This window comes from Arthrobacter sp., from assembly GCF_048266065.1.
In the GTDB taxonomy this organism is placed as follows: domain Bacteria; phylum Actinomycetota; class Actinomycetes; order Actinomycetales; family Micrococcaceae; genus Arthrobacter_H.
Map to the genome: position 1 here is coordinate 105,176 of NZ_JBLXAH010000009.1, position 13,827 is coordinate 119,002.

The window sequence follows — 13,827 nt, forward strand, 5'->3', positions numbered from 1 at the left end:
CGACTGCGCAGGCCAGGCAGGAACGCGGCCGTCGGCGAACTCAGGAACCCCACCCGGGTGCCGGGCGGATGGTGGTCTCCCACCAGGAATCGGCGATGCGTGGCAGGGGCCTCAACAAGGGCTCGGGAAGCGGTCCCGGTTGCGGGAATGGAATCCCGGTGTGCTTGGGGGCCCACGCCGGGGCCGGCTCGATGGATTCGGACCGGGTTGAAGCCGGGCCCAGCTCCAGGAACCTGCTGACGCCATGATCGCGCAGGTAGTACTCGTAGGCGGGATCAGCCAGGTCGTCCGCGAAGCCCAGGGCCACTCGACCCTTGATTCCCTGATCGGAATACATGCTTGTCAGAATGGAAAGCGGACGTCCGTCCCATGCGGTGAAACCCCGGGCGAACTGCCATTCCGCCAGGCGGTGCTTGCGTTCATGGGCCACCAGGTTCCCCGAGGAATCCCACCAATCCGCCCCGATGTAGGTGGCGGTGTCCGTTGTCTCCGGTGTGGAGGCGATAAGTCCGACCCCGGTGGATCTGGCCATCCAGCGCAGGCGTTCGCGCAGCAGCGAGCCGTCGGTCGTGGCCTCCGCGGTCACGAAGAGTTCGGGGGTGACCAGCAGCATCACGCCCTGTCGGCCCGCCTCCAGCAGCAGGGAATGGATCCGTTCGAGGTTGGTGCCCGGATCGGGGGCGGGCGTGGCGGCGGCATGGTGCACGCGTGCTGCCATGGCGGACCTCCCGGGCGGTAGAGTCGGCCGAATGGATATTCGGCGGACAAGGGCATTCCCCTACTTGCATCCTAATGGCGGTTCCCGGCGTGAGGGCTGGCCGCTGGCCTTTGCGCACCGTGGTGCGCACCCCGCGTTGGGGGAGAACACCCTGCAGGCCTTCCAGGCCGCCGTCGAGCGTGGATACGGCTATTTGGAGCTGGACGTGCGCACCACCCGGGACGGCGTGGTGATGGTCTTCCATGACGAGACCCTTGAGCGGGTCAGCAATGGCAGCGGCCCGATCGCGGAGGCCGACCATGCTGAGGTTTCCCGCTACCGGGTGGCCGGAGGGGCGATTCCGCGGTTCGAGGAGGTGCTCGCCGCCTGGCCGGACGTGCGGCTGAACGTCGACATCAAGGATGATCGCTCGGTGGAACCGTTTGCCGAACTGGTCAACCGGTATGGCGCGCACGACCGGGTCCTGGTTGCCTCGTTTTCCGATGTCCGGCGGCGCCGTGTCCTCGAGCTGCTCGAGGCCCCGACCGCCACGAGCCCCGGCGTCTTCACGATCACCGCAGCGGTGGTCCTGGGGAAGGTGGGCCTCATGTCACTCGTGGCGCCCTGGCTGAAGGGTGTTGCCGCCCTGCAGGTCCCGGAACGCCGTGGCCCCCTCCGGGTCGTGACCCCACGCTTTCTGGCCCAGGCGCACCGAGCCGGCCTGCAGGTCCACGTCTGGGTCGTCGACGACCGGGCGGACATGGAACGGTTGCTCGACCTCGGGGTCGACGGGCTCCTGACGGACCGCGCCGACGTGCTGGCCGAGGTCATGGAGGCCCGCGGGTTCTGGCCGCAACGCCGGGCCTAGAGCGTCAGCGGTGCGACCAATTCGGCCAGGGGACGCAACACGCGTGGTGCGTAGCGCTCCAGGTCGGCCTCGCTCGCGCCGGTGAGGATCCGCAGCCACGTCCGGTGGGACTGCAGCTTGCCCAACCGCAGCGCCGGCTCGATGTAGTGGCGCAACTCCTCGGCGGTGCCGTAGTCCTCCCACTCATGCAGGTACGCGGTCACGGCCCGGCGGATCCGCGGGTCGGCCGGTGTCGTATTCAGCTCCTTCGACATGGTGCGCAAGGGCACGGTGAGGGAGGAGAACGGGTGGGCCCAGTAGGCGTCACCCAGGTCGATGAAACGCAGGGGCTCATCGGGGGAAGCAGGCAGGAAGACATTGCCCCGGTGCAGATCGTTGTGGTCCAACGACAGCGGGATGGGACCGGCCGCGAGGAATTCGCACATGCCGTGGAGGGGTTCGAGCTGGCCGTTCAAATCGTCGGCATCCCGGGCGGGGAGATGCAGCGGATGCTCGGCCGGCAGGGAGGCGTGCAGCAGGATCTGGTCATCGATGTACCCGGGCAGCTGGGCCGGAATCAACTGCGTCAATCCTGCGTCGAAGAGCTCGTCGGCGTAGGGGGCCAGACCTCGTTGCAGCCGGGCGAAGTCCGCCAGGATCCTCTCCCACAGCCGGTAGTCGGTGCTGGGGATCCGCGCCATCGTCTCGCCGTAGTCGGGGGAGATCATCCAGCCGCGCATTGGCTCGACGGCCAGGGGCATCACGAGCTGGTCGGGGACCAGACGTGCTGCGGCGGCCGTCAGGGCCACCTCTGACTGCTGCCCGGGGTTGACCGCCTTGAAGAAGAGCCGGCCATGGTCGGTGGGCACCTGGACCTGGGTGGACCACAGTTCAATGCCACCGCGCTCCAACGGCCCCGTCCGGCGCAGTTCGTAGGTGTCGAGCACCATGGAGACCCACGTGTCGACCTCCGCGAACCACGCGTCGGTGGCCCAATAGTCGTTCCATTCCGCCATGCCGGGGCCTAACCGAGCTTGCTGGGCGTCGAGCCCTCGTAGTCCGGGGCATCCGTCGGCTCGGTACCGCGCCATCGGGCGATGAATCGCATGCCGTGGAAAATCACCAGCGTGGCGATCGTGCCCAGCGCAATCCCGCCGAACTGCATCGACCCGACGGCGATCGTCGGATCGGCGATGGCGATGATCAGGCCGGCGCCAGCGGTCATCAGGTTGATCGGGTTGGAGAAGTTCACCTTGTTCTGCACCCACAGGCGCGCGCCGATGATGCCGATCATGCCATACAGCACGATGCCGGCCCCACCGCTGACGCCGGTGGGGATGGAGTTGATGGCGGCCCCGAACTTCGGCAGGAACGCGAGGAGAATGGCCACGATGCCGGCGATCCAGTAGGCGGCCGTGGAATACACGCGGGAGGAGGCCATGACGCCGATGTTCTCGGCGTAGGTCGTGGTTCCGGAGCCGCCACCGAATCCGGCGACGACGCTCGCCACGCCATCGGCCATCAGCGCCCGGCCGTTGACGTCGTCCAGGTTGCGGTTGGTCATCAGGCCCACCGTCTTCACGTGGCCGATGTTCTCGGCGACCAGGACGAAGACCACTGGCAGGAACAGGGCGAGGGTATCGAGATGGAACTCCGGGAAGGCGAACGGCGGCAACCCCAGCCAGCCGGCCGCCCCGACGGCGGTGAAGTCCACCTGCCCCTGGACCAGGGCCACGAGGTAGCCGAGAACGATCCCCACCAGGATCGACAGGCGTCCCAACAGGCCCCGGAACAGGACGGCCGAGAAGACGATGGCGGCGACGGTGGTGAACGTGGTCAACGGAACGGTCTGCATGGCCTCCGTGGTGGCACCTGCCAGGTTCAGGCCGATCAGGGCAACGATCGTGCCCATGACCACCGGCGGCATGAGCGCGTGGATCCACCCGGTACCGGACTTCTGCACAACCAGGCCGATGATGAACAGGGCCAGCCCGGAGATGACCACCCCGCCCAAGGCGCCGGCGAAGCCGTGGCCTGCCATGGCGGCGGTCACCGGGGCGATGAAGGCGAAGGAGGACCCCAGGTAGCTGGGGACCCTGCCGGCGGTGATGAGCAGGAACAGCAGCGTGCCGACACCGGAGAAGAACAGGGTGGCGGTGACCGGGAAGCCGGTCAGGGCGGGGACCAGCACGGTGGAACCGAACATGGCCATCACGTGCTGGACGCCGATGCCGGTGGTCTGGAACCAGTTCAGCCGTTCATCCGGTGCCACGACGGTGCCCGGCCGGATCGTCTTGCCGTCGCCGTGGACCGTCCAGCCGTAGCCGAATCTGCTGCTCATGGGTGTCCTCCGTGTGGGCCCTGCGGGTGTTCTGCCGGGGCCCGCACCGATGCGGAACCCCCACGGAATCCTACAGGCTGGGCACGCCCACGAGCCCGTCGGCGTCGACCTCCCTGGGGGCGGCGACCCGGCCCGCTGCGGCATCGGCCGAGGTCTGCGCGAAGAACGCGAGCTCATGCCGGCTCGACTCCTCGAAGGCCCGGCGCATGGCCGCCAGCCCGGTCGCGTCGGCACGAAAGGCAACCTGTTGCACGGTGGCGATCGCGGCGGCGGTGGCCTCATCGAACTCCGGGCTGGAGTAGGCGTCGAGCCAGTCGGCATAGGGGTTCCCGGGGCTCGACGCCGCTGCCAGCCGCCGCCCGATGTCCTGGTACAGCCAATAGCAGGGCAGGATCGCGGCGACGAGTTGCGGGTAGGAGGTGTCCGAGGCGAGCAGGTGGTTCAGGTAGGCCGACGTGGTGGGGCTCGGCTCCGGATCGCCGGTGGCTCCCAGCCGGGACCGGTGCAGGTTGGCCTCCTCCTGAAGCGCACCGACGGCGCCGGCGGCCCAAAACGATTGCTCCTCGCGGTTCGGTGCCAGCTGCGCGGCCCGGGAGAGGACCTGCGAATACGTGCGCAGGTAGAGGGCATCCTGGGCCAGGTAGAAGTGGAATTCGCCGGCCGGCAGGCTTCCGTCCCGCAGCCCGCGGATGAACGTCAGGGAATCGATGCGCGAGCGCAGCCCGGCGATCCCGTCCCACCACGTCGAGAGCAACGCGTCGGCCGAGGGGGCCATCCGCCCGGCCCAGAGCGCCGAGAAGTGGTTCACCGGCCCGTGGCCACCACCCACCTCGAGCTCCCCGGCCGTGGCGAGGGCGTCCTGCAACCACCCGCGGGCCAGCCGGAGCGCATCGCCCCAGTCGCCACATCTGGCCCACAACGTGGCCAGCGCGGAGGAGAGCGAGCAACCGGTGCCGTGCGAGTTCGGGGTGTCGACGCGCGGGCCGGACACCTCGGCGTGGACCCCGTCGGGCCCGACCAGCGCGTCGGGGCGTTCCCCGCCGGCCAGGTGGCCTCCCTTGGCCAGCACCAGCACGTTGTAGCGGTGCGCCAACCGCTCCGCCTGTCCCAGCACCGCGTCCCACCCGGTGGCCTCCGGTTCCCCCAGCAGCGCAGCCAACTCCGCGGTGTTCGGGGTGACCACCGTGACCAACGGCAGCAGACGGCGCAGGGCGGCCTCGGCGTCGTGCTCCAGCAGCCGGTCACCTGACGTGGAGACCAGGACAGGATCCAGCACGACGGCGGTGCCTGGCTGGGTGCCCAGCCACCCGGTGACTGCCTCGATGACCTCGGCGGTGGCCAGCATGCCGATCTTCACGGCATCGATACGGATGTCGCCGGAGATCGCCTGAAGCTGTCCGGTGAGGAAGTCCGCCGGTGGGGTGTGGACCCCGGTCACGCCGCGGGTGTTCTGCACGGTCAGCGCGGCGATGGCCGCCATGCCGTAGCCACCGCAGGCCGCAATCGACTTCAGGTCCGCCTGGATCCCTGCCCCGCCGGAGGGGTCCGAGCCGGCGATCGAGAGGATGTTCGGAATGCGCGCCCCGCTCATCGGCCGCCCTCCCCGGTCGCTGCGGCCCACTCGACACGCAGATTGACGGCGGCCGCGCCCGGGTCCGCCGCGGCGCAGATCGCCCGGACCACGGCCATCCCGGCCGCCCCGGCGGCGTGGACGTCGGCGGCGTCGCCGTGGCCCAGCCCCCCGATGGCCACGCAGGGCAGCGGCGCCTGGGCCACGAGCCGGCCCAGGCCCGCGAAGCCGAGCGGGGTGGGGTGGTCCTTCTTGGTGGGGGTCGGGCGCACCGCACCGGTGCCCAGGTAGTCCACGGTGCCGGCCGGCAGGGCAGCCACCGCGGCAAAGTGTGCTGGGGTGCTGGCACTCAAACCCAGCACCGCGTCCGGTCCGATCAGGTCCCGGACGGCGTCGGCGGGCAGGTCCTGCTGTCCAATGTGGACCCCGTTGACGGCGAGGCCGGCGGCCCGTGCGGCGAGGTAGACGTCGATGCGGTCGTTCACCAGCAGCAGGGCCCTGCCCGCGGCCTGTGGGGCGCAGGCGGCGACCTCGTCCAGGAACGCCCGGGCCGGGAGGTCCTTGCACCGCAGCTGGATGGTGCTGATGCCCGAGGCAACGGCAGCTGCCACGATGTCGGCCAGCGGCCGTCCGGCGGTGCTGGCCGCGTCGGCGACGAGGTAGATCCCGGTCACGGCGGTGGGCGTGCTCATGCGATCACCGCCCGGGCGGCCAGGTCCTCTGGCGAGACGGCGGCCAGCGCATCCAGGAACCCCACGGCGAAGGAGCCCGGCCCCGAAGCCGTGGCGGCGGCCCGTTCGGCGGCCACCGAGTACAGCGCATGGGCGGCGGCCGTGCCCACCAGGGCATCGTCGTCGTTCGCCGCGACGGCGGCTGCCACGAGCGCGCCCAGCGCGCAGCCGCCGCCGGTGATGCGTGTCAGCAGGGGATCCCCGCCGTGGACGCGCACGGTGCGTTCGGAGTCGGTGACCAGGTCCACCGGGCCGGACACGGCGACGATGGAGGGGGTGGCTGCCGCCAGGTGGATGGCGGAGACGCGGGCGGCTTCGACGTCGTGCGTGGCATCGACGCCCCGCCCTCCGGTGCCCGAGGTCGCCAGTGCGAGGATCTCCGAGGCGTTGGCCCGGATGACAGTGGGGCGTTCGGCCAGCAGGGTTTCGGCGAGCCGTGTCCGCAGTTCCAGACCGCCGACGGCCACGGGATCCAGGACCCACGGCGTTCCCGCAGTGCGGGCGGCCCGGGCAGCCTGCAGCATGGCGCGGCGCTGCCCGGCGTGGGGTGTGCCCAGGTTGATGAGCACCGCCGAGGCCACTGCCGCGAAGTCGGCGGCCTCCCCGGGCACGTCCACCATGGCCGGGGAAGCCCCGGCGGCCACCAGGACGTTGGCGGTGAAATTCGTGACGACTGCATTGGTCAGGCATTGGACCAACGGCGCCGTGGTGCGCAGCCTCTCGAGGGCGAGGCCCAGATCGGCAGGTGTGCAGGTGTTGGTGGGCGCATGCGCATGCATGGGCGACATCCCTCCGCTAGTGCTAACTAGATCAGGTTCGTTCGGGTGTGATCTCAGTCCGCTCGTGTGGGGCGGACACCCCGTGTCAATGTGCGCGAGCCTACCGGCAGCGGGCGTCACGGGACAACTTGGTGACCCGGACCACCCGAATCACCGGCTGCGGGCGTTACTGTCATACGCATGGCCAAGAACCGACGTGCCCCCTCGACCGCTGCACCCCTGGATCCCCGGACGCCCGCCGAACGACCGGCCGACGCCGCCCGGCGGCTGCGCGACGCCACCGACTCCCGCCTGGCCCAGACCCGGCGATTCCGTTCCGTGCAGTTGAAGGCGCTCGAGAGGCTGCTCGCCGAAAACGACGAGGCGCTGTGCGCTGCCTTGGCGGCCGACCTGGGCAAACCGGACGCCGAATCCCGCCTGACGGAGCTGGACCGCATCAAGGCGGAGATCGACCACGCGCAACTGCATCTGGGCGACTGGGTCGCCGACCGGCACGTGAGGGTCCCCGTGTCCCTGCAGCCGGCCACGGCGCGCGTCCAGGCGCGCCCGCTGGGCATGGTCCTGGTCATCGCACCCTGGAACTACCCCGTCCTGCTGCTGCTCGGCCCCCTCGTCGGTGCCCTGGCCGCGGGGAACACCGTGGTCCTGAAACCCTCCGAACTCGCGCCCGCCACGTCGGCCCTGCTGGCCCGCCTGGTGCCTGCCTACCTGGACCGGCGGGCCGTCGCCGTGGTGGAGGGCGGCGCGGAGACGACGACCGAGCTGCTGGGGCAGTCGTGGGACCACATCTTCTACACCGGGGGCGAACGCGTCGGGCGGATCGTGGCCCACGCCGCCGCCGAGCAACTCACCCCCGCGACCCTGGAACTCGGGGGCAAGAGCCCTGCGGTGGTGTGTGACGGCAACGTTGCGGCCATCGCCCGACGGATTGCGCATGGGAAGTTCATGAATGCCGGGCAGACCTGCGTGGCACCCGACTATGTCCTGGCGGTGGGGGCGCAGGTGGCGGACGAGCTCGAGCGGCAGTTGCCGAAGGTGATCGCCTCGTTCTACGGCAAGGACCCTGCGGCCAGTCGTGACTACGGCAGGATCGTCAACGACGCCCACTTCGCGCGCATCGCCTCCTACCAGCAGCAGGGAAGGGTGGTCTCCGGAGGCTCGAACGACGCGGCCACGCGCTACATCGAGCCGACCGTGCTGGCCGATGTCGACCCGCAGGCGCCGGTGATGACCGAGGAGATCTTCGGCCCGGTCCTGCCGATCGTGCGGGTGGACCGGTTCGACGATGCTGTACGGTTCATCAACTCACGGCCCTCGCCGCTGTCCGCCTACCTCTTCAGCGAACGCCCCCGGCTGCACACCGCCTTCGAGGACCAGGTGCGTGCCGGGGGAATCGGGCACAACGTGTGCAACATGCACCTGGCCGTCCCCGACCTGCCCTTCGGCGGGGTGGGTGCATCGGGCATGGGGAACTACCACGGCAAGTGGGGATTCGACACGTTCAGCCAGCAACGCCCGGTGCTGTCGAAGACCGCGATGATCGACACCCTGCGCGCCGTCTACCCGCCCTTCGGCTGGGCAAAGCGCAGGATCATGCGTTCGATCGGCTGAGCGGGGCGCTGTCCGGTGGACAGACGAAAGACCCGGTCCGCAGCGGGTGCGAACCGGGTCTCCGGAGGGGATCTGGATCCAGACCCGTGGTGTGGCTACTCCTTGGTCAGGGCGTCGACGTAGTCCTGGTTCTCGGAGATCCACTTGTCGACGATCGGCGCGTAGTCGTCCGTATCGGTGCCGTTGAACATGGCGTTCTCCAACGAGAACAGGTGCTCGTCGTCCATCTTGAAGTTGTCCAGCCACTTGGACAGCCCCGGGTAGTTTTCCTTGAAGTCCTTGTTGCCGTAGGACGTGATGTTCTCGGCCTTGCCCATGGCTCCCTTGGGGTCCTTCAGGTCCTTGATCGGGAACTCATCGTAGGCCCAGTGCGGACGCCACAGGGTGACCACGATGTTGTCGCCGGCCTTGGTGGCCTTCTTCAACTGGCTCAGCATGGCCGGGGTGGAAGACGTCTTGAAATCCATTTTCTCCAGACCGTATTCCGGGATCGCCTTTTCCTGGGTGGCCTTGGTCAAACCGGCGCCCGGGTCGATGCCGTAGATTGTGTTGTCGAACTTGTCGGCGTTGGCTGCCAACTCGTCCAAGGAGTCAATGGGGGCGTCCTTGTTGACCGCGATCGTCAGTTTGGCGTCGTCGTACCAGGTGCCCAACTTCGTCATCTGGTCGCCGTACTTCTTCATGTAGTCCTTATGGGTCTGCGGCATCCACACGTCCATGGTCAGGTCGAGGTCGCCAGAGGCAACGCCGGAGAAGACCGGGGCGGCATCGGCGTCGGTGAGGGTGACGTCGTATCCCTTCTTGTCCAGGATCTGCTTCCAGAGGTTGGACACTGCGACGCCTTCGTCCCATCCGGCCATGACACCGATGTTCAGGGCCGCCTTGTCGCCGTTTTCCGGTGAGGCCGGGGCAGCGGATTCGCCGCTGCCGCCGCTGCCGCTTCCGCAGGCAGTCAGGGCCATGGCCGCCACGGCGGCTATCCCCATCATTGATGCGAGTTTCTTCTTCATTATTTGTTCCTTTCTTGGCGCCCCGCACGTGGGGCGGTTGGGTCAAGAGGCGTTGCGGCTCGATGCGTTTGACTGCCCGAGCGAGGCGGTGATGCGGTCCAGGATGATGGCCAGAACGACCACCGAGAGACCTGACTCGACGCCCAGCGGTGTGTTCAAGGTGGTTAGCGCCTTGTAGACGGCAGCACCCAAACCGCCCGCACCAACCATGCCGGCGATGACCACCATGGACAGCGAGAGCATGATGACCTGGTTGATGCCGGCCATGATGGTCGGCAGGGCCAGCGGGATCTGGATCTGGCGCAGGATGCGTCCGGGGGAGGCGCCGAACGCCTGGCCGGCTTCGAGGACCTCGGTGTTAACGTTGCGGATGCCCAGCTCGGTGAAGCGGGTTCCAGGTGCCAGGGAGAAGACGATTGTCGCCACGATGCCAGGCACGGCTCCGATCCCCAACAGCAGAATGGCCGGGATGAGGTAGACGAACGCCGGCATGGTCTGCAGGAAGTCCAATATCGGTTTGACGATCGTGGAAACCACCCTGGATTTCGCCGTGAGGATGCCCAGCGGGACGCTGATGACGACAGCGATGACACTGGCCACCAAGACCAGCGCCAAAGTCTCCATGGAGTTCTGCCATTGGTTCATGCCGTAGATGAACAGCAGCCCGACGATCGTCCCCACGCCGAGTTTCCAGCTTCTGGCCAGCCATGCCAGGACGGCCAGCACCAGGATGATGACCCAGAAGGGTGGCTCGGTCAGGATCCACACCAAGGAGTCGTTGAAATTCTGGAAGACCAGTTTGACGACATCGAAAAAGGCCTCGAAATTGGCGGTAATCCAGTCCAAAACCGTTTCGACCCAGTGGCCGACGGGAATGCGGAACAGGTTCTCTCCCATCTAGCGGACCTCTCCTTCGTCCTCGATCGGGCCGTCGTCGACGGCATCACCGGGTGCCATGGTGGTTCCCTCATCTGTCCCCGCGGTCTGGCCCGGGGTGACCACGGGCATGCCACTGGTGCTCGAGGGGACGTTGCCCAGGGCGGAGAGCAGTGTGGCACGGGCAATGGCACCGATCAGGCGGCCCTCGTCGTCGACGACCGGCAGCGGGACCGGTGACTCCACGGACCGGCCGAAGAGGTCGTTCAGGGCCGTATCGGCGGTGATCGGCGCATTGCGGGAGGTGATGATTTCCTCCAGGTTGGATCCGCCGCGTTCAAGCAGCGCCATCACCTCGCGGTCGCGAACGGACCCCAGCAGCACGCGTCGTCGATCCACGACGAAGGCTGCCGACGTCTGGAGTTCCCGCATGGTCCGCAGTGCGTTTCGGGCTCCACCGGAGAGGTTGACGACGGCGCGCGGGGTCTCCATGACGGTTCCTGCGGTGAGCACCCGGGTGCGGTCCACGTCGCGGACGAAGGCCGAGACGTAGTCGTTGGCTGGATGGGTGAGGATGTCATCCGGGGTGCCGATCTGCACGATCTCTCCGTCACGCATGACGGCGATGCGATCGCCGAGGAACATGGCTTCGTTCAGGTCGTGTGTGATGAAGATGATCGTCTTGCCGAGTTCGGCCTGCAAGGATGCCAGCTGCTCCTGCATGTCGCGGCGGATCAGGGGATCCAGGGCGGAGAAGGCCTCGTCCATGAGGAGGATGTCGGTTTCGGCAGCCAAGGCGCGGGCCAGGCCAACGCGTTGCTGCATGCCGCCGGAGAGCTCGCTGGGGTATTTATCGCCCCAGCCGTTGAGACCCACGACGTCCAGGACCTTGTTGGCCCGCTGGGTCCGCTCCGCGGTTCCAACTCCCTGGATCTCCAGGGCGTAGGCGGCGTTCTGCAGGACGGTGCGGTGCGGGAGGAGGGCAAAGTGCTGGAAGACCATGGAGATCCGTTGTTGGCGGACCTTGCGCAGCTTCTTGGCCGAGATCTTGGCGATGTCAGTGTCCCCGATGACAACGGAGCCGCTGGTCATCGGCCAGAGGCCGTTGAGCATGCGGATCAGGGTTGACTTCCCGGAGCCGGAGAGGCCCATGACCACGAAGATCTCTCCGGGCTTCACGTCGAAGCTCGCGTCGATGACCGCCGCGGTGCCCAGGGACGAGACGTCCTTGCGGGTCTTGCCGGCCTTGAGGAGCTTGACCGCCTCATTGCCCCGGCGGCCGAAGACCTTGTACGCGTTGCTCACGCGTAGCGCCGGTTGCGCTGTCTCAGTAGTATTCACGTTTTCCCGTCCACGGCCTGGGTCCGGGTGGAGGCAGACCGATTGCTCGGCAACCCGTCCCCGACGTGCAGATCCATGGCCGCCAGCGATGGGGCCAGGAAAGTCCGTCTGACAGGGCGAGTGATTGACTTTCTACTGCAACGCTAACAACCCGATGTTCGCCGTGGGCTGAAATCCGTTGTTTGACTGAGGCTACACCCGGGCTTGGTGGAGGTGCATCCCTTGGGGCGCAACGGGTCCAGCGAAGTTATGGCATTGTGACGGGAGATCTTGTCAAAGTGTCGGCAAACGGGTTGATTTGCTGTTGACGGGACGTCAAGCAGGTCAGCCGATGATGGAGTCCACCAGCGCCTTGGCCTCCTGCTGGACCTGCTTCAAGTGTCCCTCGCCCTTGAACGATTCGGCGTAGATCTTGTAAACATCCTCTGTACCCGAGGGGCGGGCGGCAAACCATGCATTCTCGGTGGTGACCTTCAGGCCCCCGATGGGGGCACCGTTTCCGGGAGCCTCGGTCAGCCGGGCGGTGATGGTTTCGCCGGCGAGCTCGGACGCGGCCACGTCGGTGGCCGAGAGCTTGGCCAGGGCCGCCTTCTGTTCCCGGGTGGCCGCCGCGTCGATGCGCGCATACGCCGGGGAGCCGAAATCGGCTGTCAGGCGCGTGTAGTGCTCACTGGGGGAGGAGCCTGTCACTGCCTGGATTTCCGAGGCCAGCAGGGCCAGGAGCAATCCATCCTTGTCGGTGGTCCACGGGGTGCCGTCGAAGCGCACGAAGCTCGCTCCGGCGGATTCCTCGCCGCCGAAGACGCCGGTGCCGTCCAGCAACCCCGGGACGAACCACTTGAAGCCCACGGGGACCTCGACGAGTTCGCGGCCCAGGGAGGCGGCAACGCGGTCGATCATGGAGGAACTGACCAGTGTCTTGCCGACCCCGGCGCCCTGGGGCCACTGGGGTCGGTGGCGGTACAGGTAGTCGATGGCCACGGAGAGGAAGTGGTTGGGGTTCATCAGCCCGGCGTCGGGGGTGACGATTCCGTGCCGGTCGGCGTCGGCGTCGTTGCCGGTGGCGATGTCGAAGGCCGCGCCACCTTCCCGGACCTTGGCGATGAGCCCGGCCATGGCCGACGGCGAGGAGCAATCCATGCGGATCTTGCCATCCCAGTCCAGGGTCATGAAGGACCAGCGGGGATCGACCTCGGGGTTCACCACCGTCAGGTCCAGGCCGTGGCGCTCGCCGATCGCGCCCCAATAGTCCACCGAGGCCCCGCCCATGGGGTCGGCGCCGATGCGGACCCCGGCGGCACGGATGGCGTCCATGTCCAGGACCTCGGGCAGTGAGCCGACGTAGGCGTCGAGGAAATCGTAGGTGCCCAGGTTCTCCGCGAAACGGGCCTGGGAGATCGTCACCCGGTTCACCCCGGCCAGCCCGGCGGTGAGCAGGTCGTTGGCACGATCTGCGATCCACGAGGTGGCATCGGAATCGGCGGGGCCGCCATGTGGCGGGTTGTACTTGAAGCCCCCGTCGGAGGGGGGATTGTGGGAGGGGGTGATGACGATGCCGTCCGCGTGCCGGGCATGGTCTCCGGCGGCCAGGTCCCGGTTGTGCGTGAGGATGGCGTGGCTGACGGCGGGGGTGGGAGTCCAGCCGTTGCGGGCATCGACGCGCACGTCGACGCCGTTGGCGATGAGGACCTCCAGGGCGGTGTCCTGTGCCGGATCGGAAAGGGCATGGGTGTCCTTGCCCACGAACAGCGGACCGGCGATGCCGCGTCCCTTCCGGTACTCCACGATCGCCTGGGTGATGGCGGCAATGTGGTTTTCGTTGAACGATCCGTTCACCGACTTCCCCCGGTGCCCGGAGGTGCCGAAGGCCACCCGCTGGGAGGGGTCTTCCGGATCCGGCACCACGTCGAAGTACGCGGAGCGGACGGCATCGAGATCGATCAGGTCCTCGGGGAGCGCACGCATCCCCGCACGATTGGCAGCCATGGGTACAGCTAACCAGAAAGGGCACCAAAAAGCCCCCG

General features: G+C 67.9%; 12 protein-coding genes and 1 riboswitch. Of the genes, 2 read left to right on the forward strand and 10 right to left on the reverse strand.

What is annotated here, in order from left to right; translation table 11 throughout:
* Nucleotides 1–40 precede the first annotated feature (40 nt).
* Complete coding sequence (locus ACN0TP_RS14975; RefSeq protein WP_417220199.1) at nt 41–718, reverse strand: nitrilase-related carbon-nitrogen hydrolase; 678 nt, start codon at nt 716–718, stop codon at nt 41–43.
* Between the two features lie 31 nt (nt 719–749).
* Between ACN0TP_RS14975 and ACN0TP_RS14980 the strand changes: the two genes are divergently transcribed.
* On the forward strand, nt 750–1,565 hold the full coding sequence (locus tag ACN0TP_RS14980; RefSeq protein ID WP_417220201.1) for a glycerophosphodiester phosphodiesterase: 816 nt from the start codon (nt 750–752) through the stop codon (nt 1,563–1,565).
* Here ACN0TP_RS14980 and ACN0TP_RS14985 read toward each other — a convergent pair.
* From ACN0TP_RS14985 to thiM, 5 genes are all read right to left on the reverse strand, one after another.
* Nucleotides 1,562–2,560 (reverse strand): hypothetical protein, encoded by a 999-nt coding sequence (locus ACN0TP_RS14985; protein WP_417220202.1) that lies wholly within the window; start codon nt 2,558–2,560, stop codon nt 1,562–1,564. The genes ACN0TP_RS14980 and ACN0TP_RS14985 overlap by 4 nt on opposite strands.
* A gap of 8 nt (nt 2,561–2,568) precedes the next feature.
* Nucleotides 2,569–3,885, reverse strand: a complete 1,317-nt coding sequence (locus ACN0TP_RS14990) for a uracil-xanthine permease family protein (RefSeq protein WP_417220204.1) — start codon at nt 3,883–3,885, stop codon at nt 2,569–2,571.
* Between the two features lie 70 nt (nt 3,886–3,955).
* Entirely contained in the window at nt 3,956–5,476 is a 1,521-nt protein-coding gene (gene thiD, locus ACN0TP_RS14995; protein ID WP_417220206.1) for a bifunctional hydroxymethylpyrimidine kinase/phosphomethylpyrimidine kinase, read from the reverse strand.
* Nucleotides 5,473–6,147: a thiamine phosphate synthase gene (thiE, locus tag ACN0TP_RS15000; RefSeq protein WP_417220207.1), complete on the reverse strand. Its 675-nt coding sequence runs from the start codon at nt 6,145–6,147 to the stop codon at nt 5,473–5,475. Before thiE ends, thiD begins: the two co-directional genes overlap by 4 nt.
* Nucleotides 6,144–6,965, reverse strand: coding sequence for a hydroxyethylthiazole kinase (gene thiM / locus ACN0TP_RS15005; RefSeq protein ID WP_417220209.1), 822 nt, complete (start codon nt 6,963–6,965; stop codon nt 6,144–6,146). Before thiM ends, thiE begins: the two co-directional genes overlap by 4 nt.
* A riboswitch (TPP riboswitch) is annotated at nt 6,957–7,058 on the reverse strand. It overlaps the preceding gene by 9 nt.
* Nucleotides 7,059–7,145: 87 nt before the next feature.
* Between thiM and ACN0TP_RS15010 the strand changes: the two genes are divergently transcribed.
* Nucleotides 7,146–8,576, forward strand: a complete 1,431-nt coding sequence (locus ACN0TP_RS15010; RefSeq protein WP_417220211.1) for an aldehyde dehydrogenase family protein — start codon at nt 7,146–7,148, stop codon at nt 8,574–8,576.
* A 95-nt stretch (nt 8,577–8,671) separates the two neighbouring features.
* On the opposite strand, the gene ACN0TP_RS15015 is transcribed toward ACN0TP_RS15010, so the two are convergent.
* From ACN0TP_RS15015 to pgm, 4 genes are all read right to left on the reverse strand, one after another.
* The gene (locus tag ACN0TP_RS15015) at nt 8,672–9,586 is read right to left on the reverse strand and encodes a glycine betaine ABC transporter substrate-binding protein (protein ID WP_417220213.1); all 915 of its coding nucleotides are present in this window, start codon (nt 9,584–9,586) and stop codon (nt 8,672–8,674) included.
* Between the two features lie 42 nt (nt 9,587–9,628).
* Entirely contained in the window at nt 9,629–10,483 is an 855-nt protein-coding gene (locus ACN0TP_RS15020; protein WP_417220214.1) for an ABC transporter permease, read from the reverse strand.
* Nucleotides 10,484–11,767: a quaternary amine ABC transporter ATP-binding protein gene (locus ACN0TP_RS15025; protein ID WP_417220216.1), complete on the reverse strand. Its 1,284-nt coding sequence runs from the start codon at nt 11,765–11,767 to the stop codon at nt 10,484–10,486. It abuts the gene before it with no gap.
* Nucleotides 11,768–12,127: 360 nt separating this feature from the next.
* Nucleotides 12,128–13,789 carry a phosphoglucomutase (alpha-D-glucose-1,6-bisphosphate-dependent) gene (pgm, locus tag ACN0TP_RS15030; protein ID WP_417220218.1) on the reverse strand — a complete coding sequence of 554 codons (1,662 nt, stop codon included), beginning with the start codon at nt 13,787–13,789 and terminating at the stop codon, nt 12,128–12,130.
* Between the last annotated feature and the right edge of the window lie 38 nt (nt 13,790–13,827).